The following is a 23,024-nucleotide window of genomic DNA, read 5'->3' on the forward strand; positions in this document are numbered from 1 at the left end:
AGCTGCTACTTCTTCTCGACCGCGTGCCCGCCGAACTGGTTGCGCAGCGCGGCGATCATCTTCATCTGCGGGGAGTCGTCCTGCCGCGAGGCGAACCGCGCGAACAGCGACGCGGTGATCGCGGGCAGCGGTACGGCGTTGTCGATCGCCGCCTCCACCGTCCAGCGTCCCTCGCCCGAGTCCTGCGCGAAGCCGCGCAGCTGCTCCAGGTGCTCGTCCTCGTCGAGGGCGTTCACGGCCAGGTCCAGCAGCCAGGAGCGGATGACGGTGCCTTCCTGCCAGGAGCGGAAGACCTCGCGGACGTCGGTGACCGAGTCCACCTTCTCCAGGAGCTCCCAGCCCTCGGCGTAGGCCTGCATCATGGCGTACTCGATGCCGTTGTGGACCATCTTCGCGAAGTGGCCCGCGCCGACCTTGCCGGCGTGCACGGCGCCGAACTCGCCCTCGGGCTTGAGGGCGTCGAAGATCGGCTGGACCCGGGCGACGTGGTCCTTGGCGCCGCCGAACATCAGCGCGTAGCCGTTCTCCAGGCCCCACACGCCGCCGGAGACGCCGCAGTCGACGAAGCCGATGCCCTTGGCCGCCAGTTCCCCGGCGTGCTTCTCGTCGTCGGTCCAGCGGGAGTTGCCGCCGTCGACGACGATGTCGCCGATCGAGAGCAGCTCGGCGAGCTCGTCGACGGTGGACTGCGTCGCCGCGCCGGCGGGGACCATCACCCACACGACGCGGGGGGCCTGCAGGCTGTCCACAAGTTCCCGCAGGCTGTGGACATCCGCGAGCTCCGGGTTGCGGTCGTATCCGATGACGGTGTGGCCTGCGCGGCGGATGCGCTCGCGCATGTTGCCGCCCATCTTGCCGAGACCGACGAGACCAAGCTCCATCAGGTGGTTCCTTAAGCGTTGTGGCCGTCTTTGCCGGGGCTTCCCCGGCCGTGTCCTCGCCGGACCCGCAGGGGGTCGCCCACCGGATCCGAGCCTACGCCGGGCCGTGGCGGCGGGCCCTGCGGGCGCTCCACGGCGGCCGGTCCGGCTTCCGGGGTTTTCCCCGGCGCCCTCCCCAGCCTGTGGACGGCGTCGGGCCCGGTCCCGCAGGGCGCGAGACCGGGCCCGACGTCGACAGGTGAAAGCGTCAGCCGGACAGGCGCACCGGCATGATCAGGTACTTGTAGGTCTCGTCGGCCTCCGCGTCGACCGCCGGGCGGCCGCTGAGCAGCGCGGGCTTCGTGGACGTGGTGAAGCTCAGCTGGGCCACCGGGGAGGCGATCGCGCTGAGGCCGTCCAGCAGGAAGGTCGGGTTGAAGGCGATCGAGATGTCGTCGCCGTCGAGCTGGGCGTCGACCCTCTCCACAGCCTGTGCGTCGTCGGAGGAGCCGGCCTCCAGGATCAGCACCCCCTGCTCGAAGCTGAGGCGGACCGGGGTGTTGCGCTCGGCCACCAGGGCCACGCGCTTGACGGCCTCGACGAAGGGCGCGGTCTCGATCACGGCGACGGAGTTGAACTCGGTCGGGAAGAGCGTCCGGTACTTGGGCAGGTCGCCCTCGAGCAGCCGGGTGGTGGTGCGGCGGCCGGCGCCCTCGAAACCGATCAGGCCTTCGCCCGCGCCGGAGCCGGACAGCGCCAGGGTCACGGTGTCACCGCTGGTCAGAGAGTTGGCGATCTCCTGGAGCGTCTTGGCGGGCACCAGGGCCACGGCCGACGCGTCCGGGTTCTCCGGCTTCCACAGGAACTCGCGGACCGCGAAGCGGTAGCGGTCGGTGGAGGCCAGGGTGACGCGGTCGCCCTCGATCTCGATGCGGACACCGGTCAGCACGGGCAGCGTGTCGTCACGGCCGGCGGCGGTGGCCACCTGCTTGGCGGCGGAGGCGAAGACCTCGCCGGGCACGGTGCCGGTAGCGGTGGGCATCTGCGGCAGGGCCGGGTACTCCTCCACAGGCAGGGTGTGGAGTGTGAATCGCGAGGAGCCGCAGACCACGGTCGCCCGTACACCGTCTGTGGAAATCTCCACCGGGCGGTTGGGGAGGGCGCGGCAGATGTCGGCGAGCAGCCGGCCGGAAACCAGGACGGTGCCGTCCTCCTCGACGTCCGCCTCGACGGAGACGCGGGCCGAGACCTCGTAGTCGAAGCCGGAGAGGCTCAGCGTGCCGTCCTCGGCCTTGAGCAGCAGGCCCGCGAGAACGGGCACCGGCGGCCGGGCCGGGAGGCTACGGGCAGCCCAGGCCACCGCCTCCGCGAGTACGTCGCGCTCCACCCGGATCTTCACCGGAACCGCCTCCTGCTGTTGCTCGCTCGTCTGCCGGCCTTCGTCGTCGGCTCGTCGATGCCTCGACCGATGCCGGGGACCAGTCTGACGTACGGCGCCGACACTCGGTGCGGCTGGCGGTCAAGTCGGGAGCGGGGCGGCGGAGCGGGATCCCGACGAGTTGTGCACAGGACCTGCTTGAAAACCGAAACCGGCCTAACTCTCTATGGGGGTAGTAGTAGGGCCTGTGGAAACGGTGGATAAGCCCGTTCTCGCAGGTCACACCGCGTTTTTTATCCACCGACCCTGTGGGCGACACCGGTGGACAACCCCGTGTCTCTGTGGAGAACGAAAAGTTCTGCACAGGCCGTCCCCAGGGGACCCCGACTACTCCACAGGTGTGTCCCCAGCTTTCCCCCGGTACTCCACAACCCAAACGTCTACTTCCGTGTGACCGCTTTCACTCCGGGCGGTGAGAGGGGGTGGTGTGTTGCCGAACAGTGGACAAGGGTGTGGAGAAGAGACCGGATCCTGTGCACAGAGTGCGCGAACCTGTGGGGGGACGGTGGACAACGTCGTGGACAGGGCTGTGGACGAAATATTTGTCCACAGTCTGTGGATGACGCTTGCGCACAAATCCACAGGGTACTGACCTGGCCTGATGAGACCTCACCTCGCATGCCTGTGGACAGATTGTGGGCGACGCCGCCCGTCCCCAGGGTGTGGACGGAAGAAAGTCGCAGAATCTGTGGATGAGTTGCTCCCCAGGGGGCGTATTCGAACAGGTCAGGGGCGCGCGGACGAAGAAGGGCGCCCCCGTTGTCGTCCGGGAGCGCCCTCTGTAAGCGTGTGAAGGGGCCCTTGCGAGGCCCCGGGCGAGCGGTACGGGGCCGCTCTCAGCCGTTCTTGATGCGGTTGGTGAGCTCGGTGACCTGGTTGTAGATGGACCGCCGTTCGGCCATCAGAGCGCGGATCTTGCGGTCCGCGTGCATCACGGTGGTGTGGTCGCGGCCGCCGAACTGCGCCCCGATCTTGGGCAGCGACAGGTCGGTGAGCTCCCGGCACAGGTACATGGCGATCTGCCGGGCGGTCACCAGGACCCGGCTGCGCGAGGAGCCGCACAGGTCGTCCACGGTCAGGCCGAAGTAGTCGGCGGTGGCCGCCATGATGTCGGAGGCGGTGATCTCGGGGGCGCTGTCCTCCCCGCCCGGGATCAGGTTCTTCAGGACGTCCTCGGTGAGGCCCAGGTCGACCGGCTGCCGGTTCAGGCTCGCGAAGGCCGTGACCCGGATCAGCGCCCCCTCCAGCTCGCGGATGTTGCGCGAGATGCGGGAGGCGATGAACTCCAGTACCTCCGGCGGGGCGTTGAGCTGCTCCTGGACGGCCTTCTTGCGCAGGATCGCGATACGGGTCTCCAGCTCGGGCGGCTGGACGTCGGTGATCAGGCCCCACTCGAAGCGGTTGCGGAGCCTGTCCTCCAGGGTGACGAGCTGCTTGGGCGGCCGGTCGGAGGAGAGCACGATCTGCTTGTTGGCGTTGTGGAGGGTGTTGAAGGTGTGGAAGAACTCCTCCTGCGTCGACTCCTTGCTCGCGAGGAACTGGATGTCGTCGACGAGCAGGATGTCCATCTCGCGGTAGCGCTTGCGGAACGCGTCGCCCTTGCCGTCGCGGATGGAGTTGATGAACTCGTTGGTGAACTCCTCGGAGCTCACGTACCGCACGCGGGTGCCGGGGTAGAGGCTCCGCGCGTAGTGCCCGATGGCGTGCAGCAGGTGCGTCTTGCCGAGGCCCGACTCCCCATAGATGAAGAGGGGGTTGTAGGCCTTCGCCGGCGCCTCGGCGACGGCCACCGCGGCGGCGTGCGCGAAGCGGTTGGAGGCACCGATGACGAAGGTGTCGAACAGGTACTTGGGGTTCAGCCGGGCGGTCGGCTCCAGCGGGCCCGAGGTGGAGCCGCCGGACGGGGCCGGGGGTGCGGCGGGCCGGCCGGGGGCCTGGCGCGGCGCGGGCTGCTCGTACTGCTGCTGTTCGTACTTCTGCTGCTCGTACTGATGTGACTGGTGCGGCTGGTGCGACTGATGGGGCTGCTGGGATTCGTACGGGGACTGCTCGTACTGCTGCTGCTCGTAGGAGCCCTGGTCGTAGCCGGAGGGCTCGGACTGCTGGAGGTAGCCCGGCTGCGGGGAGGCGTACGGGTCGCGCTCGGGGAAACCGCCGAGGCGGGGCTGCTGCCAGCCGTAGTCGTCCTGCTGGCCGCCGCGGGGCCAGGCGCCGGGCTCGGGGCGCGGCTGCTGGTAGTCCGGATAGGCGGGGCGGGCGCTGGGGAGCTGGTCGTCGCCGTTGCCGGGGCCGCCGCCGGGGCGCTGGCCGCCGTACGGCTCGTACCCGCCGGGCTGCTGCGCGGACGGGGCGGGGGGCGCGGGCTCGCCCGCGGAGTCGTCCACGGTGATGGCGATCCGGATGGGGCGGCCGCATTCGCGGCTCAGCGCGTCACTGATCAGCGGGGCGAGCCGGCCCTCGAGGACGCGCTTGCCCCATTCGTTGGGGACGGCCAGCAGTGCGGTGTCGGCGACGAGCGCCAGGGGCTGGCACCTCTCGACCCACTGCTTGTCCTTCGGCTCGATCCCCGGCTGTCCCTCCCCGAGGAGCTTTTCGAGCACCCTTGGCCACACTGCGGCAAGATCGGCAGGTACGTCAGCCACAGAGCACGCTCTCTCACAGGGGTCCCACGAATGTGTGGTTCTTTGGGACGGTCGGGACAAAAAATCCGGGATCAGACAACGGTAGTCAGGCCAGCGGGTACGGTTCAAGTCGTTGTCCACAGCCTGTGCACAGTGTGGGGCCACGTCGACTCGGTTTGACCGGATGGCGTAGCCGCGCGTACCGTAACGAGGTCGAGTTGTCGATGGCTGCTGCCGCCTGCCTACCGATGGGCGAAGGTCACTGATAGTGATCATTTAGCGGTGCCACTCGGGCGAACACGCGAGTTTCCTCGTGGGCGCACGGTGACAGCCAGGCGATGTCCCGCCACAACGATTCATTCTCTGGAGCCCCCGAGTGAGCAAGCGCACCTTCCAGCCGAACAACCGCCGTCGTGCCAAGACCCACGGCTTCCGTCTCCGGATGCGTACCCGTGCCGGTCGCGCGATCCTCGCGAACCGTCGTGGCAAGGGCCGCGCCGCCCTTTCCGCGTAACAACACGCAGGTCGTGACGTCGTGCTGTCTCCCGAAAATCGGCTGAGGCGGCGCGAGGACTTCGCGAGCGCGGTACGCCGAGGTCGTCGGGCTGGTCGCCCGCTCCTCGTCGTCCACCTACGTACAAGCGGTGCAACGGACCCGCACGAGCCGGGGGAGATCGATCCCTCGACGCGTGCGGGTTTCGTCGTCAGCAAGGCTGTCGGCAACGCCGTCATACGTAACCAGGTGAAGCGCCGTCTTCGCCATCTGGTCCGGGAGCGGCTGTCTCAGCTGCCCGCCGGTAGCCTGGTGGTGGTACGTGCGTTGCCCGGAGCGGGCGATGCCGGCCCCGAGGAACTGGCCCGGGACCTGGATGCCGCTCTGGTGCGGCTCCTGGGAGGCGTGGCTCGATGAAGTACCCGCTGCTCGCTTTGATCAAGCTGTACCAGTGGACGATCAGTCCCCTGCTCGGCCCGGTGTGCCGGTACTACCCGTCGTGTTCGCACTACGGGTACACCGCCATCGACCGGCATGGTGCGGTGAAGGGGACGGCCCTGACCGCCTGGCGGATCCTGCGGTGCAATCCGTGGTCCCCGGGTGGTGTGGACCATGTCCCACCCCGTAAACGCCCGCGTTGGCACGAGCAGCTGCGCAGTGCGTTGCGTAGATCTCGCAATGCTCAAGGAGCCTGATTAGTGGACACGATCGCCGGTCTGTTCAGCTTTATCACCACACCCGTTTCCTGGGTCATCGTCCAGTTCCACTCGTTGTACGGGGGACTCTTCGGTGAGTCGAGTGGGTTGGCCTGGGGCCTGTCCATCGTGTCCCTGGTGATCTTGATCCGTATCTGCCTGATCCCGCTCTTCGTGAAGCAGATCAAGGCGACGCGGGGTATGCAGGCGCTCCAGCCGAAGATGAAGGCGATCCAGGAGCGCTACAAGAACGACAAGCAGCGTCAGTCCGAAGAGATGATGAAGCTGTACAAGGAGACGGGCACCAACCCGCTCTCCTCGTGCCTGCCCATCCTGGCGCAGTCCCCGTTCTTCTTCGCGCTGTACCACGTGCTGTCGAACATCGCTGATGGCAAGCCGGTCGGCGCGATGGACCAGCAGCTGGTCGACAGCGCCCGTGCGGCCAAGATCTTCGGTGCGCCGATCGCCGCGAAGTTCATGGACAGCCCGGAGAAGGTCGCCGCCCTCGGCGCGACGCTGACGGACGTCCGGATCGTGACCGCCGTCATGATCGTCATGATGTCGCTGTCGCAGTTCTACACCCAGCGTCAGCTGATGCAGAAGAACGTCGACCTCTCGGTCAAGACGCCGTTCATGCAGCAGCAGAAGATGCTGATGTACATCTTCCCGGTGATCTTCGCGGTCATGGGCATCAACTTCCCCGTCGGTGTTCTCGTCTACTGGCTGACCACGAACGTGTGGACCATGGGTCAGCAGATGTACGTGATCAACCAGAACCCGACGCCGGGCAGCAAGGCGCAGGACCAGTACCTGACCCGCCTGCTGAAGCAGATCAGCTCGCACGGCGAGCTCAAGGGCCGGGGCAGGAAGCGGGTCGTCGCGGCGATCGTCGCCAAGGGCCCGGACCGCAACGACAACGAGCGCAAGTTCATCGCCGCCCTCACCAAGCAGGGCATGGCCGCGCAGCCCGACGGCTCCGTGATCAAGAGTGTCGAGGCCACGGCAGACTCGGATGCGGCGAGCGGCGGTGCCGCGAAGCGGCAGCAGCCGAAGCGCCAGTCGAAGTCGCAGCGTCAGACCCCCAGCAAGCCCGCTCCCAAGAAGTAAGAAGGAGTCCCTCCCGTGACGGAAGGCACCACCACCGCCGCCGCTGAGAGTGGCGACACCCTGACCCGCCTCGAGCAGGAGGGTGAGATCGCGGCCGACTACCTCGAGGGTCTGCTGGACATCGCCGACCTGGACGGCGACATCGACATGGACGTCGAGGCCGACCGGGCCGCGGTGTCGATCGTCAGTGACTCGGCCGGCCGTGATCTGCAGAAGCTCGTGGGCCGCGACGGTGAGGTCCTGGAGGCTCTGCAGGAGCTGACCCGCCTCGCGGTGCACCGGGAGACCGGGGACCGCAGCCGGCTGATGCTGGACATCGCCGGGTTCCGGGCGAAGAAGCGCGAGGAGCTGGCGGCGCTGGGCGCCCAGGCCGCGGCGGACGTCAAGGCGTCCGGCGAGCCGCTGAAGCTGGCTCCGATGACCCCGTTCGAGCGGAAGGTCGTCCACGACGCCGTGGCGGCCGCCGGTCTGCGCAGCGAGTCCGAGGGCGAGGAGCCGCAGCGCTTCGTCGTTGTGCTTCCGGCCTGATCGCCGGCGCGAGTTGTTCGGCCCCGTCTGTGTCGCAGGCGGGGCCGATGTTTGTCAGCCTGGCCTGACGAGTGAACGACGCTCCACCTTGAAGACGTGGTTCTTCAGAACCATGCGTACGGAAGGACGGTCCCCGTGACGGAGGCAGCTGAGCTTCCCCCGGCGCCTGAAGAGGCGCGCGCGGTGTTCGGTGAGTTTTTCCCGGAAGCTGTGCGGTACGCGGAGCTGCTGGCGGACGCGGGAGTCAAGCGGGGCCTGATCGGGCCGCGTGAGGTGCCGCGCCTGTGGGAGCGGCACCTGCTGAACTGCGCTGTGCTGTCGGAGGTGGTTCCGCAGAACGTCACCGTGTGTGACGTGGGCTCCGGTGCGGGGCTGCCCGGCATCCCGCTCGCTCTGGTGCGCCGGGATCTCAAGATCACGCTGCTCGAACCGCTGCTGCGGCGGACGACCTTCCTCCAGGAAGCCGTGGAGCTGCTGGGCCTGGACCACGTCACGGTCATGCGCGGGCGGGCCGAGGAGGTCCTGGGCAAGCTCCAGCCAGTGCACGTGGTGACGGCACGGGCGGTTGCTCCGCTGGACCGGCTGGCCGGCTGGGGCGTGCCCCTGCTGCGCCCGTACGGCGAGATGCTGGCGCTCAAGGGCGACACCGCCGAAGAGGAGCTGGTGTCGGCGAAGACCGCACTGGCGAAGCTCGGTGTGGTGAAGACCTCGGTGCTGCATGTGGGCGAGGGTCTGGTGGACCCGTTGTCGACGGTGGTCCGGGTCGAGGTCGGAGAGAGCCCCGGTGGGGTGAGGTTCGCGGCCAAGCGGGCTAAGGCGGCCCGGGTGGGGCGCACCCGCCGGCGCCGGTGATCTTCTGAGGTGTGGGGGCCCGGCGGAGATTTCGTCTGCGTTGGGCCCTATAGGTATGGATTTCGGAGTGTCGTAGCGGCCGGGAGACTCCCTCCGGGCATCGTGTTTCACGTGAAACGTCGCTCTCTGCTGCACGGAATCATCAGCCGCGGTCGTGCGGCTGCGTCCCCCCGCCAGCGCAAGGACGCAAGGGGGACAGAGTTGTCCACAACGGTGGATTCATCCACAGGAGTACGGGCCCCGCTGGTTCGCGACCCGGGTGACATGGGAGGCTCTGTTCATCGCGAGCCTGATGTCGAGGAGAGTGACACCGTGCGGTCCGACGCCAACCTCGCGGGGCCGATGGCCGATCCGGTCCCCGGTCCCCGCTCTGAACCGGCGGGTGAGGATGTTTCACGTGAAACATTGCCTCCGCCTCTTGTAGACAACGACACCCCCATCGGCCGAGCTGCCCAGCAGGCGGTCGAGGCGCTGGGGCGCGCCGGTGAGAGGCTGCCCCGGCCGAATCAGACCCGGGTCATCGTGGTCGCCAACCAGAAGGGCGGCGTGGGTAAGACCACGACGACCGTGAACCTGGCGGCCTCGCTGGCCCTGCACGGCGCGCGGGTCCTGGTGGTCGACCTCGACCCGCAGGGCAATGCATCCACGGCCCTGGGCATCGACCACCACGCGGATGTGCCGTCGATCTACGACGTGCTCGTGGACAGCCGGCCTCTCCTCGAGGTCGTGCAGCCGGTCGTGGATGTGGAGGGGCTCTTCTGCGCTCCGGCCACGATCGATCTGGCGGGCGCGGAGATCGAGCTGGTGTCGCTCGTGGCGCGGGAGAGCCGGCTGCAGCGGGCGATCCAGGCGTACGACCAACCTCTCGACTACATCCTGATCGACTGTCCTCCCTCGCTCGGGCTGCTCACGGTGAACGCGCTCGTGGCCGGCGCGGAGGTGCTGATCCCGATCCAGTGCGAGTACTACGCGCTGGAGGGCCTGGGCCAGCTGCTGCGCAATGTCGATCTGGTGCGGGCCCACCTCAACCCGACGCTGCACGTGTCGACCATCCTGCTGACGATGTACGACGGCAGGACCCGGCTGGCCTCGCAGGTGGCGGAGGAGGTGCGCAGCCACTTCGGCAAGGAGGTGCTGCGGACGAGCATCCCCCGGTCGGTGCGCATTTCCGAGGCGCCGAGCTATGGGCAGACGGTGCTCACCTACGACCCGGGTTCCAGCGGTTCCCTCTCCTATCTGGAGGCGGCGCGAGAGATCGCGTATCGAGGGGTCGGAATGCAGTACGACGCCCAGCAGGCCCATCTGGGCCCGGGCATGAACAGCACGCAGAGTGTGGCGGAGGGGATCCAGTGAGTGAGCGACGTAGAGGTCTGGGGCGGGGGCTCGGTGCGCTGATCCCCGCGGCCCCGCAGGAGAAGACGCCGCCGGTGATCAGTTCCGGTTCGACGTCTCCGTCGGCGGTGCCGGTCATGACTTCGGAGCGCGGGGTGGCGGCGGCGAAACTCGCCTCCCTGGCGCAGGCCGATGTTTCACGTGAAACATCGCTCGCGGTCGTCCCGGCGCAAGAGCCGGAACCGGCGGCGGAAGAGACCAATGTGGTGGCGGGGGCGACGTTCGCGGAGCTCCCGATGGACGCGATCACGCCGAACCCGCGCCAGCCGCGTGACGTGTTCGACGAGGACGCGCTCGCCGAGCTGGTGACCTCGATCCAGGAGGTGGGCCTGCTCCAGCCGGTGGTCGTGCGGCAGTCGGCCCCGGGCCGCTACGAGCTGATCATGGGTGAGCGGCGCTGGCGTGCCTGCCGGGAGGCAGGACTGGAGGCCATCCCGGCGATCATCCGGGCGACGGACGACGAGAAGCTGCTGCTGGACGCCCTGCTGGAGAACCTGCACCGGGCCCAGCTGAACCCGCTGGAAGAGGCCGCGGCCTACGACCAGCTGCTCAAGGACTTCAACTGCACCCACGACCAGCTGGCCGACCGGATCGGGCGCTCGCGTCCCCAGGTGTCGAACACGCTGCGGCTGCTGAAGCTGTCGCCGTCAGTGCAGCGCCGGGTGGCCGCGGGCGTGCTGTCGGCCGGGCACGCACGGGCACTGCTTTCGGTGGACGACTCCGAGGAGCAGGACAAGCTGGCGCACCGGATCGTGGCCGAGGGGCTGTCGGTGCGTGCGGTCGAGGAGATCGTGACGCTGATGGCTTCGGAGCCTTCGAGTGCGGTGAAGCCGAAGGGCCCGCGCGCGGGTACCCGGGTGGCTCCGGCGCTCAGCGAGCTGGCGACGCGACTGTCGGACCGCTTCGAGACGCGGGTGAAGGTGGACCTGGGCCAGAAGAAGGGCAAGATCACCGTCGAGTTCGCATCGATGGAGGATCTGGAGCGGATTCTGGGAACGCTGGCACCGGGCGAGGGCCGGGTGTTGGAGCAGGGTCTTTCCGGGGAGTGATCCCAGGGCCGCCGAGGGGCGGGTCGTGCCGGTGTGCGAACCGGCGCGGTCCGCCCCTTCGCTTTGCTGTCGAAGAACGAGAGGCCAGTGGATACGATGCGGTCATGGGTCGTCGGCTGGTACCGCTCACGCTGGACAACCTCCAGGACCTGCCGCGTCGTTGCCGGTCCTGCGTGTTCTGGGAACTGGATCCGGTCAGCGGTGAAGCCGCCGTGAAGGCGGGAACTCCGGCACTGGAGAAGGAGGCGTGGATCTCCGCCGTCCTTCTGGAGTGGGGATCCTGCGGCCGTGTGGTCTACGTGGACGAGGTTCCGGTGGGGTTCGTGCTGTACGCGCCGCCGGCGTACGTACCGCGGGCCACCGCGTTTCCGACCAGTCCCGTCTCACCGGATGCGGTACAGCTGATCACCGCGTGGATCATGCCGGGGTACCAGGGACAGGGCCTGGGGCGGGTCATGGTGCAGACGGTGGCGAAGGATCTGCTGCGGCGCGGGTTCCGGGCGATCGAGGCCTTCGGGGATGCGCGGTGGGAGGGTCCGGCCTGTCTGCTCCCCGCGGACCATCTGCTGGCCGTGGGCTTCAAGACCGTACGACCGCACCCGGTCCATCCGCGGCTGCGCCTCGAACTGAGGTCGACGCTGTCCTGGAAGGAAGACGTGGAGCTGGCGCTGGACCGGCTGCTGGGCGGGGCGCGCAAGGAGCCGGTGTTGCGTCCCCTGTGAGCGGGAACGGGGTGTGCGAAACGGGGCCGCCCCAAGAAGGGGCGGCCCCGTTTCACGTGGAACTTCAGGCGGTCTTGACCTGGACGAAGTCCGAGAGGTCACGCAGGATGGCGGCCTTCGGCTTGGCACCGACGATGGTCTTGGCGACCTCGCCGTCCTGGTAGACGTTCAGCGTCGGGATGGACATGACGCCGTACTTGGCAGCCGTGGCCGGGTTCTGGTCGATGTTGAGCTTGACGATCTCGATCTGGTCGCCGTACTCGGCGGCGATGGCCTCGAGGGACGGCGCGATCTGGCGGCACGGTCCGCACCATTCGGCCCAGAAGTCGACGAGTACGGGCTTGTCGCTCCTGAGGACCTCGGCGTCGAAGTCAGCGTCGGTCACGTTCTTGAGGGTGCCGGCCACAGCGGCCTCCTTCTTCTTCCTGCGGGGTGTGTGGGGTGGGGGCTTGGGGGTCAGACCGCCGCGTGGGCCTTCTCGGCGTCCGCGAGGGCGGCGAGGAAGCGCTCGGCGTCGAGGGCGGCGGAGCAACCGGTGCCCGCAGCGGTGATGGCCTGACGGTAGGTGTGGTCCACGACGTCGCCGGCGCCGAACACGCCGGTGATGCTGGTCCGGGTGGAGGGGGCGTCGACCTTGAGGTAGCCCTCGTCGTCGAGGTCCAGTTGGTCCTTGAACAGCTCGGTGCGCGGGTCGTGGCCGACGGCGATGAACAGGCCGGTCACGGGCAGCGCGGAGGTCTCACCGGTCTTGGTGTTGCGCAGGGTGAGGCTGGAGAGCTTCTGCTCGCCGTGGATCTCGGCGACCTCGCTGTCCCAGGCGAACTTGATCTTCGGGTCGGCGAAGGCGCGGTCCTGCATGGCCTTCGAGGCGCGCAGGCTGTCGCGGCGGTGGACGATCGTGACGGACTTGGCGAAGCGCGAGAGGAAGGTGGCCTCCTCGATCGCGGTGTCGCCGCCGCCGACGACGGCGATGTCATGATCCTTGAAGAAGAACCCGTCGCACGTGGCGCACCAGGAGACGCCGCGGCCTGAGAGCGCGTCCTCGTTGGGCAGGCCGAGCTTGCGGTGCTGGGAGCCGGTGGTGACGATGACGGCCTTGGCGCGGTGCACGGTGCCGGCGGTGTCGGTGACGGTCTTGATCTCACCCGTGAGGTCCACGGCCACGATGTCGTCCGGGACGAGCTCGGCGCCGAACCGCTCGGCCTGACCCCGCATGTTGTCCATGAGGTCCGGGCCCATGATCCCGTCCTGGAAGCCCGGGAAGTTCTCCACCTCGGTGGTGTTCATCAGGGCGCCACCGGCGGTGACGGCACCTTCGAAGACCAGGGGCTTGAGCGAAGCGCGTGCGGTGTACAGGGCGGCGGTGTAACCGGCCGGCCCGGAGCCGATGATGATCACGTTTCGTACGTCGCTCACGGGTTTCTTCCTCGTCTCTGCGGACTGCGTGCTGCCTACCGGGGGCCGGTGCGGACTCTCACCCCACCCAACGGATCCTACGGCGCATGCATTCCCCACCCGTCCCACCGCGGACCGGAACGTGTCAGCCCCGGGGATAGGTGTGCGTCAGGAGGACCTTTCCCGGGGTGGCCGAGCCGGTGTTCTCGCAGCCCGTGTCGACGAGGTAGGCGTCCACGCGCGAGGAGTCGGCCGGGTGCGGCAGGACGAGGAGGTACACCGCGGTGCCCTGATAGGTGCCGCGTTCAGCGGCGAGCAGGGAGTCGGCGCGGCCGGTGGCGTTCTGGACGCAGGCGGGGACGGGAGGTGCCGCCCGCTTGTCTCCGGGGGCGACTCCCGGGGCGGGAGCGGTGTTCTCCATGCCATAGGTGTTGTTCTGCTCCCCTGGGGTGGTCTTGGCGCCCGGTGCGGGGGTGATGAGTTGTCGCACGCTGTCCTGGAGCCCCTGTGCGGTGTACGCGCCATGGGCCGAGGCGGCCGCGGGCGGCTGGGCGGCGGAGTCCGAGGCCTCGCTGCGGGCGGCGGTGTCGCTGGTGGGGTTGCCGGTGAAGTCGCCGAACAGGAAGAGGCCGAGGGCGCAGGCGGCGGCTCCGGCCAGGCCCGAGAGCACGGCGATCCGGCGGCGGGCACGGCGTCTGCCCGGGCCGGTTGGGCCGGTCGGGTGACCGGCGGGCGATGTTTCACGTGAAACATCGCGGTTCGGCGTGCGCGGCCGGGCGGCCGGTGCGGCCTGGGCCCGGGGCTGGGTCGCGTCGAGGAGGGCCTCGGCGGCGAGGGCCGCGTCGATGCGGCCGGCGATGTCGGCGGGCATCCGGGCCGGCCCCGGGAGGGTGCCGAGAAGCCCGCGGATCTCCTCCAGGGAGGCGCGGACGTCGGCGCACAGGGCGCAGTCCCCGAGATGACGGCGGACTTCGGTGGTGCGGGACGGGGAGAGGAGACCTTCGGTCAGGTCGGAGATCTCCGAGACGTCCGGGTGCCGGATCGTGCCGGTCGTGCCGGTTGTGGGGCTCACGGTCGTCCACCTCCGCCCTTCACAGCGTCTGGGTCTGGATGCCTGGGTCCTGCCGCTGGTGGGACGGGCGGGCCCGGCGTCCGGTTCCTTCCCCGCTCGATGGCGGTGTTATCCCCAGCATTCGTGCGCAGATGAGTGAGGAGGGGGACGAGTTTCGCCCGGCCGCGGGCGCACCGGCTTTTCACGGTGCCGGTGGGGACCTCCAGGATGCGGGCTGCTTCGGCGACGGGGTACCCCTGCATGTCGACGAGGACGAGCGCGGCCCGCTGGTCGGCCGGGAGGGTGCCCAGGGCGGCCAGGAGCTGGCGGTGGAGGTCCTGACGCTCCGCGGGGGCCTCGGCCGACTCGTGGGGCTCCAGGAGCCGCTCCAGGCGGTCCGTGTCGTCGATCGGAGAGGTCCTGCGGGTGGCCGCCTTGCGGGCACGGTCGAGGCAGGCGTTGACGGTGATCCGGTGCAGCCAGGTGGTGACGGCGGATTCCCCGCGGAAGGTGTGGGCGGCCCGGTAGGCGGAGACCAGTGCGTCCTGTACGGCGTCCGCGGCCTCCTCGCGGTCGCCGAGGGTCCGCAGGGCCACCGCCCACAACCGGTCCCGGTGCCGCCGCACGAGCTCCCCGAACGCATCGGGGTCGCCGGCCACGTGCCGGGCCAGCAGGTCCGCGTCACTGGCGTCGCCGGTCGTCGCGTCGTGCATCACACCTCGCCTCCCGAAGGGAGATTACGGCTTGGGCGGGGGAATGACGAGGGCCCGCCGTGCCGGTGCGTAGCGGGCCCGCGATGGCGGACAGGGCCTAAGAGGTCGTACCGAGGATCTTGATCTCGTTGATGCCGCCGCGGTAGCTGTCCGCCCCCTCGGAGGGCAGGGAAGTGAGGTGGATCAGCACGTAGCGAGTACGGATCGGCTTGTCGAGGGTGACCTTGAGGTTCTTCTCCACGTCCTTCAGCTCGGTGATGGGCTGAGAGAACTGGGAGAGCTCCGACGGCGAGGAGGCATCGGGCGCGGCGGCCCGGACCTGGAGCTTCTGCCCGCTCGCGAAAAGGTTCAGATCGATGCCGGCCACGTCCTGCACGCTGCCGAGGTCGACGATGATGCCGCTGCCGCCCTTGCGGGAGGGCAGGTTGCCGAAGTTGGGGAAGCCGTCGTACCGAGGGGTGGCCCAGCCGGTCTCCGGCTTGCCGTCGATGGCCTTGTGACTGTCCTTGGTGTTCAGCGGATCCGGGTCGGGCGCGAACACGGAGGCATCGGCGATGCTGAGCGGCTTGCCGGGAGTGAGCGGCTTCGGGTCGTCCTCGGAATCGGTCTGTGTCTGGTTCGGGCCGTTGGTGCTGCCGCCGTTGTTGCGGCCCAGGAGGGCGTCGGCCAGCTGCCAGCTGCCCAGGCCGAGGGCGGCGATGAGCAGGGCGGCGACACCCCACTTGAGAACCCGCCCCGTACGGCTCTGCAGCGGGGGCGGCGGCGGGACGGGCCGGACCTGGGTGGTGGGCGACCCGGGAGGCGTGGGACGGCCGTAGTTGCCCTGCTGGTAGGTGGTGTGCTGGTACTCCGGCGGGGCCGTGAAGGCGGGTTCCGGCGGCCGGATGCGGGGCATCGCGGCTACGGCCTTCGCCAGCTCCTCGGGGCTGGTGCAGGCCGGCTCCTGGCGGGAAGCGGTGGCCCCGTCATTGGCGAGTGCCCGCATGGCGAGTTCGCCCAGGCCCCGGTGAACGCCGGCGCGCACCTGGTCGGGGGCGATCAGGCCCACGCCCTTGGGCAGGCCGGTGAGGCCGTAGGCGTCGCTCTCGTAAGGCCAGCGCTGGGTGAGGGCGGCGTACAGGAGGGCGCCGATGGCCTCGGTGTCGGCGCGCTGCGGGGTCTCGCAGGTGATGCCGCGCAGGGCGGCGTTCACGGCGAGGCCGCGGATGCGGTACTGGCCCGAGGAGGTGCGCAGTATGGCGCTGGGCGTCAGCCGCAGATGGGCCAGACCTTCGCGGTGCGCGGCGGCCATGGCCTGGGAGACCTGGCTGACGAGCTGATAGGCCTCGTGGGGCTCCAGGGGGCCTGCGGCGAGGAGTGCGGTGAGCTCGGTGGCGTCGGGCAGCCATTCGTGGACGACGTAGACGAGGTCGTTCTCCTCCACGGCGTCGAGGACCTGGACGAACCGGGGGTCGCCGAGCAGGGCGGAGGAGCGCGCGGCAGCGAGGACGGAGCGTGCCCGCGCGTGGTCGGCGGGCATCAGGTGGACGCCCACGGCACGCCGCAGTTTCTCGTCCATCGCGCGCCAGCTGCTGAATCCGTCCACACGGGTGACGCACTCTTCCAGCCGGTAGCGTCTGGCGAGCTTGTGGCCGCTGTGGAGTTCGGGTGCGGCCGCGGGGGCCGCCTTGGTGCGTTCGCCGTCCTTGTCGGGCATGGGTCCGTCCGCGGCTCGTCCGTTCTGGGTGTCCACCCCGTCGGACGTGGCCTTTGCCGCCTGAGCGGCCAGCGGCTCATCGCCGCCGTTATCGGCCACGTCGACGGCAGCCGTGCTACGTTCCGCCACCGTCGTTCCTGCCTCCCCATCCGTTGCGCGCTGTAGGCCAGTCTGCGAAGCCATGCCAATTGTGCCCACAGTCTGACGCTATGCACGACACACGAACGGGGGCGACGGTTGTGCGCATCAGCGCCCCAAACGTCCGCGGACCATTCCGACCATCGCGTTGAGCTCTTCGATCCGCATCCGCTTGGCGGCGATGAGGAACACGGCCGCCAGGGCGATGCCTCCGGCCACGAGGGCGGCGGCGGAACCGGCGACTCCACTGCCCAGCCACTGGGTGACTCCGTAGGCGGCGGCGCCGGCCACCGCGGCGGCGGGGACGCAGGCGCCGGTGAGGCGCGCGTAGGTGCGCATCACGTGGGCGCCGTCGAGGTCGCCGCCGAGGCGGGTCTTGAGACGGCGCCAGGCGACGCCCACGCCGACGGTGTAGCCGAGGCCGTAGGCGGCGGCCATGCCGACGACCGCCCAGCGGGCGGGGAGCACGAAGAACGAGGCCGCGGAGACCGCCGCGTTGACGGCGGCGACGATGACGGTGTTGTAGAACGGCGTCCGGGTGTCCTCGTAGGCGTAGAAGCCGCGCAGGACGACGTACTGGACGGAGTAGGGGATCAGGCCGAGGCCGAAGGCCATCAGGATGTAGCCGATGTTCTGGGCGCCGGAGCCCGAGCCGGCGTAGAGCAGGGTGGCCATCGGCACGCCGAGCGCGAGGAACGCGAAGGCGCACGGCACGATCGCGACGGCCGAGGTGCGCAGCCCGTAGGAGATGTCGTCACGGACCGCGGCGGCGTCCCCGTCGTGGGCGGAGCGGGAGATGCGGGGCAGCACGGCCGTCATGACGGAGACGGTGATGATCGCCTGCGGCATCTGCCACAGCAGCAGCGCGTAGTTGTAGGCGGTGATGCCGGTACCGGGGTGGCCCTGCTTCTCGGCGACGGATCCGGCCCAGGTGGCGAACTGGGTGACGACGACGAGGCCGATCTGGTTGGCGAGGACGAAGAAGAACGTCCACTTGGCCAGGCGGGCGGCCTTGCCGAGGCCGTGGCCCTTCCAGTCGAAGCGAAGGCGCGGCCGGAAGCCCGCGTCGCGCAGGTAGGGCAGCATCGCGAGGGCCTGGACGGTGAGGCCGAGCAGCGTGCCCACGCCCAGCAGGCGCACACCGTCGGCGGTGACGGTGGTGGCGTTGACGCCGGAGGTGGTGAAGCCGCCGAAGGCCCAGATGAAGGCGCCGAAGGTGGCGATGACCACGATGTTGTTGAGGACCGGGGTCCACATCATCGCGCCGAACCGGCCGCGCGCGTTGAGGATCTGACCCAGGACCACGTGGATGCCCATGAAGAACATGGTGGGCAGGCAGTAGCGGGCGAAGGCGACCGCGACTTCCATCTGCTGCGGGTCGGAGGCGATCTTCGGCGACATCATCGTGATGAACACCGGTGCCGCCAGGACACAGATGGTGGTGATGCCGGCCAGCAGGACCACGACGAGGGTCAGCAGCCGGTTGGCGTACGCCTCTCCTCCGTCGCTGTCGTTCTTCATGGCCCGGACCAGCTGCGGGATGAAGACGGCGTTGAGGGCGCCGCCGCCGACCAGCACGTAGATCATCGTGGGCAGGGTGTTGGCGATCTGGTACGTGTCGTTGAAGGTGCCCACGCCGATGGCGCCGGCGATGACCAGGGTCCGCAGGAAGCCGGTGATGCGGGAGACGATCGTGCCCGCGGCCATGAGCGCGCTGGACTTCAGGAGGCTGGCGGCGCGGCCGGCGGGCTTGCTCGGTGCCGGTGCCGCGACGGGGGCCTCCTCGGCGGGGGTGCGGGGGGCCGCCTCCTGGTCCCGGTAGAGGTGCGCGAAGGCATCGGGTTCCGGCTGGTCCTCCGAGGCCTGCGTGACGAGGGAGTCGACGCCGACGAACTGGGTCGTGCTGGCGTGGTCGCCGTACGGCAGGTGGCGGGAGGGACCGTCCGGCTCGGGCGGCGGGGTCTGGGCCCAGACGCGCGGGTCGGGAGAGTACGAGGGGGCGGTCGGCGCCGCGTAGAGCGGGCCGGGCTCCTGGTAGGTGCCGGGCGGCGGCGGCGGGTGCGAGGCGCGGTCGTAGAGGACCTCGGCCACGGGGTCCTGGGCGGACAGGTCCTGGGACCGGTACGGGTCGTAGTCGTAGGCATCCTGGACATACGGGTCGCGGTCCGGTGCGGGCGCAGGCGCGGGAACCTGCCCGGGCACCGGGGTGCCCGGGGCAGTGCCCTGGGAGGGCGCAGGCCCACCAGTGCCCTGCGCGCGGTCACCGTCGTACGGCGCGTTCATCGAAACCCCACCTCATCGTCCCCAGGCCGACCGGCCACGGCATCGCTCAACGGTCCACTGTCTCACCCGTGCCGGACCCCTCGGTGCTTTGCGGTCCGGTGTCCGGGGACTCGTCACTCGGCTGCGTGCTCTCCTCGGCGGCGGCGCGGGCCGCGACGCGCTTGCGGCTGGCGTACATCTTGATGCCCGCCAGGACCAGGAGGAGCACACCGCCGGCGATGACGAGCATGACGGTGGGGGTGATCTCGGTGGCCTCGACGGTGAACCGCCGTGCCTTGCCGTAGGGGACGCCGTCCTTGGTGAAGAGCTGCGCCGTGACCTCGACCGGACCGCTCGCGTTGGCGTTGGCGGGGAACTTCAACGTCTGGGTGTGGTCGCCCTGGACGGTCACCTGCTGCTCGGCCTGGCCGCTGTCGCCGAACATCAGACGGGTCGGGTTGCCGGACTTCACCCGCAGGACCAGGTTGTGGACGTCCTGGACGAGGCTGTTCTGGACGCTGACCGGGATGGTGGCGCTGTGTCCGGACAGGGTGGCGTCGGACTTGGGGATGACCTTGACCTTCTCGGTCAGACCGATCAGGTACTCCTGCACCTGGTCCCGGTAGAGGCGGGCCTCCTCGGGGCGCCCGCGCCAGGAGGTGGACATCTCCCGGTTGGTGGTGTTGCCGAAGGGGATCTCCACGCGGTCGGGCGCGGCCAGGATCACCTTGAAGTGGTCGAGGGTGGTCTGCGTGGTGCGGATCTTCTCGAAGGCCGACACCGGCAGCTCCTGCTTGCGCAGGGCCTCGGGGTACTGGCCGGCGCCCGGCACCTGGGTGGTGGCACCGGGATCGGGCTTGGCGGCGGCCGCGGCCTCGAGGTCCCCGGGCTGCGTCCAGCGGCCCGCCTGCAGCCCGCGTACGGCCGCGGCCATCGTCTGCACCTGGCTGACGGTGGGCATCCGCTGCGGGGCGACGACGAAGCTGCGCTGCTCGTCGGTCTTCTGCAGGTTGAGGGCGAGGCTGTGGGCGAGGAACCGCTGCACCGCCAGGGTGGCGGACCCGGCGTTCAGCATGTCGCCCTCGAAGGCGGTGGACAGATCGGCGTCCGCGACGACGGCGGTGGTGCCGGCGCCGATGGGGCGGGCGGCCGAGGGCGTGTAGCCGAGGGCTCCGCTCTCCACGAGGCTGTCGCTGCGGGTGAGGACGTTGTGGGCGCCGGCCGAGGTGGCGACGTTGACGATCGAGGGGTCGATGGCGCCGTCCACGGGCCAGGAGAAGTCGGTGGACGCCGTGACGTGCAGCACGGTCTCGACGGCCTGCTTCGCCTTGTCGGTGGCGGGGCGCAGCTGGCCCAGGGTGCCCGAGACGTCCTTGCCGTGGTGGGCGAGGGAGGCGAGGTCGGGGTCGGCGAAGGGCAGGGCGACGACCTTCTTGCCCTGGACGGCCGCTTCCAGGGAGCTCAGCCACTGCTCGGCGACGGCCTTGTTCTTCCCCTGGACGGGCTTGCCGCCCGGGCTGCGGACCCGGTAGCCCTTGGTCATCGCGTCGACCGTGTAGAGCAGGTCGGGGTCGATGACCCAGGTGATCGGCAGGTCCTTGCCGAGGCTGACCATCTGCTCCAGGCGGCCCCCCGACTTGAGCTCGTCGGCGAGCGAATCGTCGAGGAAGACGGGGGTCTGCAGCTCGTCGGAGCCGGTCTCCGCGGTCACGCGGGTGGTGGAGATCAGCGGCCACGCGTAGGTGATCTGGGAGCGCTTGGAGGCTGCTTCGGGCTGCCAGGGCAGGAAGGTCCGCTTGATCCCGAGGACCTGTTCGGACGGGCGGCTCTCGGTCGCCCCGGACAGGGAGACGCCGAGCTGGTAGACCCCGTCCTTGTCCAGTTCGAGCTTGTTCACCGGGACGCTCAGGGTGAACTCGTGGCGGACCTTCGACGGCAGCGAGGCGATCTTCACGGCGTAGGCCGGATCGATCTCGCCCGGGTCGGCGCCGGCCCGGAAGCCGTTGCGTTCCGCCGCCTCGTCGATGGAGGCCCGGTCCGCGAGCGCGGGCCCGACCCGCAGGCCGACGTGCGCGTCGTTGATCGTCTCGGAGCCGGTGTTCACCACGGTCCCCGTGATGGTCAGGGTGTCGCCCTTGACCGGGGCGGCGGGGGCCATGGAGGTCAGCTGGACGTCCACTCCGGTCGCCTGGACGGCCTGGGCCTTGGGGGCCGGAGAGTAGACCAGGGCGGCCATCACGGGCGTCCCGGCGAGCAGGACGATCGCGCGCCGCAGCCAGCGGCGCCGGACAGGAGCGGGGGACGCCCCCTGGATGTCTGCCGCCTCGGCCACGCGCTAGCCCGTTCCTCGAAGTGTCAGTGGTCGTCTTTTGTGCGTCCACGCATGGTAACGAGGCCCGCTGTGTGCGAGTGCCGCGCCTTGCTCCACATGATCGGATCGGCCCCGGGGCGGCCGGGTACCGGGGTCGCGTAAAACGAGGCGGCCCCTGGTGGGCCGGGCACGTACCCTTTTCTGTTGTGCCGAACGCCAACGAAGACACCCCCAGTGCCCTGAGTCAGGTGCAGCGCCGCGCGGTCAGTGAACTGCTGCGGGTCGCCCCTGTCGCCGACGAGCTCGGCCGCCGATTCCAGGAGGCGGGCTTCCGCCTCGCCCTGGTCGGTGGGTCCGTCCGCGACGCGCTGCTCGGGCGTCTCGGCAACGATCTCGACTTCACCACCGATGCCCGCCCCGAGGACGTGCTGAAGATCGTCCGGCCGTGGGCCGACTCGGTGTGGGACGTGGGCATCGCCTTCGGCACCGTCGGGGCGCAGAAGAGCGCCCGCGTCGGGGACGTCGTGCGCAACTTCCAGATCGAGGTGACGACGTACCGCTCGGAGGCCTACGACCGGACGTCGCGCAAGCCGGAGGTCTCCTACGGCGACTCGATCGACGAGGACCTGGTCCGGCGCGACTTCACGGTCAACGCCATGGCCCTGGCCCTGCCCGAGCAGGAGTTCATCGATCCGCACGGGGGCCTGGAGGACCTGGCCGCCGGTGTGCTGCGCACCCCCGGGACCCCGGAGGGCTCCTTCTCCGACGATCCGCTGCGGATGCTGCGGGCGGCGCGGTTCTCGGCGCAGCTGGACTTCGAGGTCGCCGCGGAGGTCGTGGCGGCCATGAAGGCGATGTCCGACCGCATCGAGATCGTCTCGGCGGAGCGGGTCCAGGGCGAGCTGAACAAGCTGATCCTGTCGGCCAACCCGCGCCGCGGCCTGGGGCTGCTGGTGGACACGGGTCTGGCGGACCGGGTCCTTCCAGAGCTGCCGGCGCTCCGGCTGGAGAGTGACGAACACCACCGGCACAAGGACGTCTACGACCACTCGCTGATCGTGCTGGAGCAGGCGATCGCCCTCGAGGAGGACGGCCCGGACCTGGTGCTGCGGCTCGCGGCCCTGCTGCACGACATCGGCAAGCCCCGCACCCGCCGCTTCGAGAGCGACGGCCGCGTCTCCTTCCACCACCACGAGGTGGTGGGCGCGAAGATGACCAAGAAGCGGCTGACCGCGCTGAAGTACTCCAACGACATGATCAAGGACGTGTCCCGGCTGGTGGAGCTGCACCTGCGCTTCCACGGCTACGGCGACGGCGAATGGACCGACTCTGCGGTGCGGCGCTACGTCCGTGACGCCGGTCCGCTGCTGGAGCGCCTCCACAAGCTGACCCGCTCCGACTGCACCACGCGCAACAAGCGCAAGGCCAACGCCCTCTCCCGGACCTACGACGGGCTGGAGGAGCGCATCGCACAGCTGCAGGAGCAGGAGGAGCTGGACGCCATCCGGCCCGACCTGGACGGCAACGAGATCATGCAGGTGCTGGACGTCGGCCCGGGCCCGGTGATCGGCAAGGCCTACGCCTTCCTGCTGGAGCTGCGTCTGGAGAACGGCCCGATGGGGCGCGCCGCCGCCGTCGTCGCGCTCAAGGAGTGGTGGGCCGCGCAGGCCTGAGGGACGACCGCCGGCGTCGATGTTTCAC

General features: G+C 69.7%; 20 protein-coding genes. 10 read left to right on the plus strand and 10 right to left on the minus strand.

The features are described 5' to 3' along the window. Positions 1–5: 5 nt before the first annotated feature. The 3 genes from gnd to dnaA form a co-directional block, all read right to left on the minus strand. A complete protein-coding gene (gene gnd, locus RIU97_RS20265) occupies positions 6–881 on the minus strand; it encodes a phosphogluconate dehydrogenase (NAD(+)-dependent, decarboxylating) (protein WP_404958749.1) in 876 nt (291 codons plus the stop codon). 247 nt (positions 882–1,128) lie between these two features. Then, on the minus strand, positions 1,129–2,259 hold the full coding sequence (dnaN, locus tag RIU97_RS20270) for a DNA polymerase III subunit beta (protein ID WP_030707714.1): 1,131 nt from the start codon (positions 2,257–2,259) through the stop codon (positions 1,129–1,131). A gap of 875 nt (positions 2,260–3,134) precedes the next feature. Then, complete coding sequence (gene dnaA, locus RIU97_RS20275) at positions 3,135–5,195, minus strand: chromosomal replication initiator protein DnaA (protein ID WP_404958752.1); 2,061 nt, start codon at positions 5,193–5,195, stop codon at positions 3,135–3,137. 100 nt (positions 5,196–5,295) lie between these two features. On the opposite strand from dnaA, the gene rpmH reads away from it, so the two are divergent. The 9 genes from rpmH (at position 5,296) to RIU97_RS20320 (ending at position 11,757) form a co-directional block, all read left to right on the plus strand. After that, on the plus strand, positions 5,296–5,433 hold the full coding sequence (gene rpmH / locus RIU97_RS20280; RefSeq protein ID WP_008741645.1) for a 50S ribosomal protein L34: 138 nt from the start codon (positions 5,296–5,298) through the stop codon (positions 5,431–5,433). Positions 5,434–5,454: 21 nt separating this feature from the next. Beyond that, positions 5,455–5,829 carry a ribonuclease P protein component gene (rnpA, locus tag RIU97_RS20285; RefSeq protein ID WP_404958755.1) on the plus strand — a complete coding sequence of 125 codons (375 nt, stop codon included), beginning with the start codon at positions 5,455–5,457 and terminating at the stop codon, positions 5,827–5,829. Then, on the plus strand, positions 5,826–6,107 hold the full coding sequence (yidD, locus tag RIU97_RS20290) for a membrane protein insertion efficiency factor YidD (RefSeq protein WP_076043740.1): 282 nt from the start codon (positions 5,826–5,828) through the stop codon (positions 6,105–6,107). The genes rnpA and yidD overlap by 4 nt, the downstream gene beginning before the upstream one ends. A 3-nt stretch (positions 6,108–6,110) precedes the next feature. After that, on the plus strand, positions 6,111–7,214 hold the full coding sequence (gene yidC / locus RIU97_RS20295; protein ID WP_404958757.1) for a membrane protein insertase YidC: 1,104 nt from the start codon (positions 6,111–6,113) through the stop codon (positions 7,212–7,214). Between the two features lie 15 nt (positions 7,215–7,229). Continuing rightward, positions 7,230–7,742, plus strand: a complete 513-nt coding sequence (locus RIU97_RS20300) for a R3H domain-containing nucleic acid-binding protein (RefSeq protein ID WP_030755362.1) — start codon at positions 7,230–7,232, stop codon at positions 7,740–7,742. Positions 7,743–7,877: 135 nt separating this feature from the next. Further along, positions 7,878–8,594 carry a 16S rRNA (guanine(527)-N(7))-methyltransferase RsmG gene (gene rsmG / locus RIU97_RS20305; protein ID WP_404958760.1) on the plus strand — a complete coding sequence of 239 codons (717 nt, stop codon included), beginning with the start codon at positions 7,878–7,880 and terminating at the stop codon, positions 8,592–8,594. Between the two features lie 264 nt (positions 8,595–8,858). Continuing rightward, positions 8,859–9,947, plus strand: coding sequence for a ParA family protein (locus RIU97_RS20310; RefSeq protein WP_404962885.1), 1,089 nt, complete (start codon positions 8,859–8,861; stop codon positions 9,945–9,947). Further along, a complete protein-coding gene (locus tag RIU97_RS20315) occupies positions 9,944–11,035 on the plus strand; it encodes a ParB/RepB/Spo0J family partition protein (RefSeq protein ID WP_404958762.1) in 1,092 nt (363 codons plus the stop codon). The genes RIU97_RS20310 and RIU97_RS20315 overlap by 4 nt, the downstream gene beginning before the upstream one ends. A gap of 104 nt (positions 11,036–11,139) precedes the next feature. Continuing rightward, positions 11,140–11,757: a GNAT family N-acetyltransferase gene (locus RIU97_RS20320; protein WP_404958764.1), complete on the plus strand. Its 618-nt coding sequence runs from the start codon at positions 11,140–11,142 to the stop codon at positions 11,755–11,757. A 64-nt stretch (positions 11,758–11,821) separates the two neighbouring features. Here RIU97_RS20320 and trxA read toward each other — a convergent pair whose 3' ends face one another. The 7 genes from trxA to RIU97_RS20355 form a co-directional block, all read right to left on the minus strand. Further along, complete coding sequence (trxA, locus tag RIU97_RS20325) at positions 11,822–12,163, minus strand: thioredoxin (RefSeq protein WP_404958766.1); 342 nt, start codon at positions 12,161–12,163, stop codon at positions 11,822–11,824. Positions 12,164–12,213: 50 nt separating this feature from the next. Beyond that, complete coding sequence (gene trxB / locus RIU97_RS20330; RefSeq protein ID WP_404958768.1) at positions 12,214–13,173, minus strand: thioredoxin-disulfide reductase; 960 nt, start codon at positions 13,171–13,173, stop codon at positions 12,214–12,216. A 124-nt stretch (positions 13,174–13,297) separates the two neighbouring features. After that, positions 13,298–14,224: a hypothetical protein gene (locus tag RIU97_RS20335; protein ID WP_404958770.1), complete on the minus strand. Its 927-nt coding sequence runs from the start codon at positions 14,222–14,224 to the stop codon at positions 13,298–13,300. After that, positions 14,221–14,916, minus strand: a complete 696-nt coding sequence (gene sigM / locus RIU97_RS20340; RefSeq protein WP_404958772.1) for an RNA polymerase sigma factor SigM — start codon at positions 14,914–14,916, stop codon at positions 14,221–14,223. Before sigM ends, RIU97_RS20335 begins: the two co-directional genes overlap by 4 nt. A gap of 97 nt (positions 14,917–15,013) precedes the next feature. Then, positions 15,014–16,741: a protein kinase family protein gene (locus RIU97_RS20345; protein WP_404958774.1), complete on the minus strand. Its 1,728-nt coding sequence runs from the start codon at positions 16,739–16,741 to the stop codon at positions 15,014–15,016. 117 nt (positions 16,742–16,858) lie between these two features. Beyond that, a complete protein-coding gene (murJ, locus tag RIU97_RS20350; RefSeq protein ID WP_404958776.1) occupies positions 16,859–19,033 on the minus strand; it encodes a murein biosynthesis integral membrane protein MurJ in 2,175 nt (724 codons plus the stop codon). A 46-nt stretch (positions 19,034–19,079) separates the two neighbouring features. Further along, complete coding sequence (locus tag RIU97_RS20355) at positions 19,080–21,344, minus strand: DUF6049 family protein (RefSeq protein ID WP_404958778.1); 2,265 nt, start codon at positions 21,342–21,344, stop codon at positions 19,080–19,082. A 185-nt stretch (positions 21,345–21,529) separates the two neighbouring features. On the opposite strand from RIU97_RS20355, the gene RIU97_RS20360 reads away from it, so the two are divergent. Then, entirely contained in the window at positions 21,530–22,996 is a 1,467-nt protein-coding gene (locus RIU97_RS20360; RefSeq protein ID WP_404958780.1) for a CCA tRNA nucleotidyltransferase, read from the plus strand. The last annotated feature ends 28 nt before the right edge of the window (positions 22,997–23,024 follow it).

Origin of the sequence: Streptomyces sp. 147326, from assembly GCF_045000215.1 — a bacterium.
Taxonomy (GTDB): Bacteria; Actinomycetota; Actinomycetes; order Streptomycetales; family Streptomycetaceae; genus Streptomyces.

Excerpts from the sequence above, each read along its gene's own strand:
- RIU97_RS20310 (WP_404962885.1), top strand. The coding sequence starts at position 8,859 with ATGGGAGGCTCTGTTCATCGCGAGCCTGATGTCGAGGAGAGTGACACC.
- sigM (WP_404958772.1), bottom strand. The coding sequence starts at position 14,916 with ATGCACGACGCGACGACCGGCGACGCCAGTGACGCGGACCTGCTGGCC.
- RIU97_RS20320 (WP_404958764.1), top strand. The coding sequence starts at position 11,140 with ATGGGTCGTCGGCTGGTACCGCTCACGCTGGACAACCTCCAGGACCTG.
- gnd (WP_404958749.1), bottom strand. The coding sequence starts at position 881 with ATGGAGCTTGGTCTCGTCGGTCTCGGCAAGATGGGCGGCAACATGCGC.
- murJ (WP_404958776.1), bottom strand. The coding sequence starts at position 19,033 with ATGAACGCGCCGTACGACGGTGACCGCGCGCAGGGCACTGGTGGGCCT.
- yidD (WP_076043740.1), top strand. The coding sequence starts at position 5,826 with ATGAAGTACCCGCTGCTCGCTTTGATCAAGCTGTACCAGTGGACGATC.
- dnaA (WP_404958752.1), bottom strand. The coding sequence starts at position 5,195 with ATGATCACTATCAGTGACCTTCGCCCATCGGTAGGCAGGCGGCAGCAG.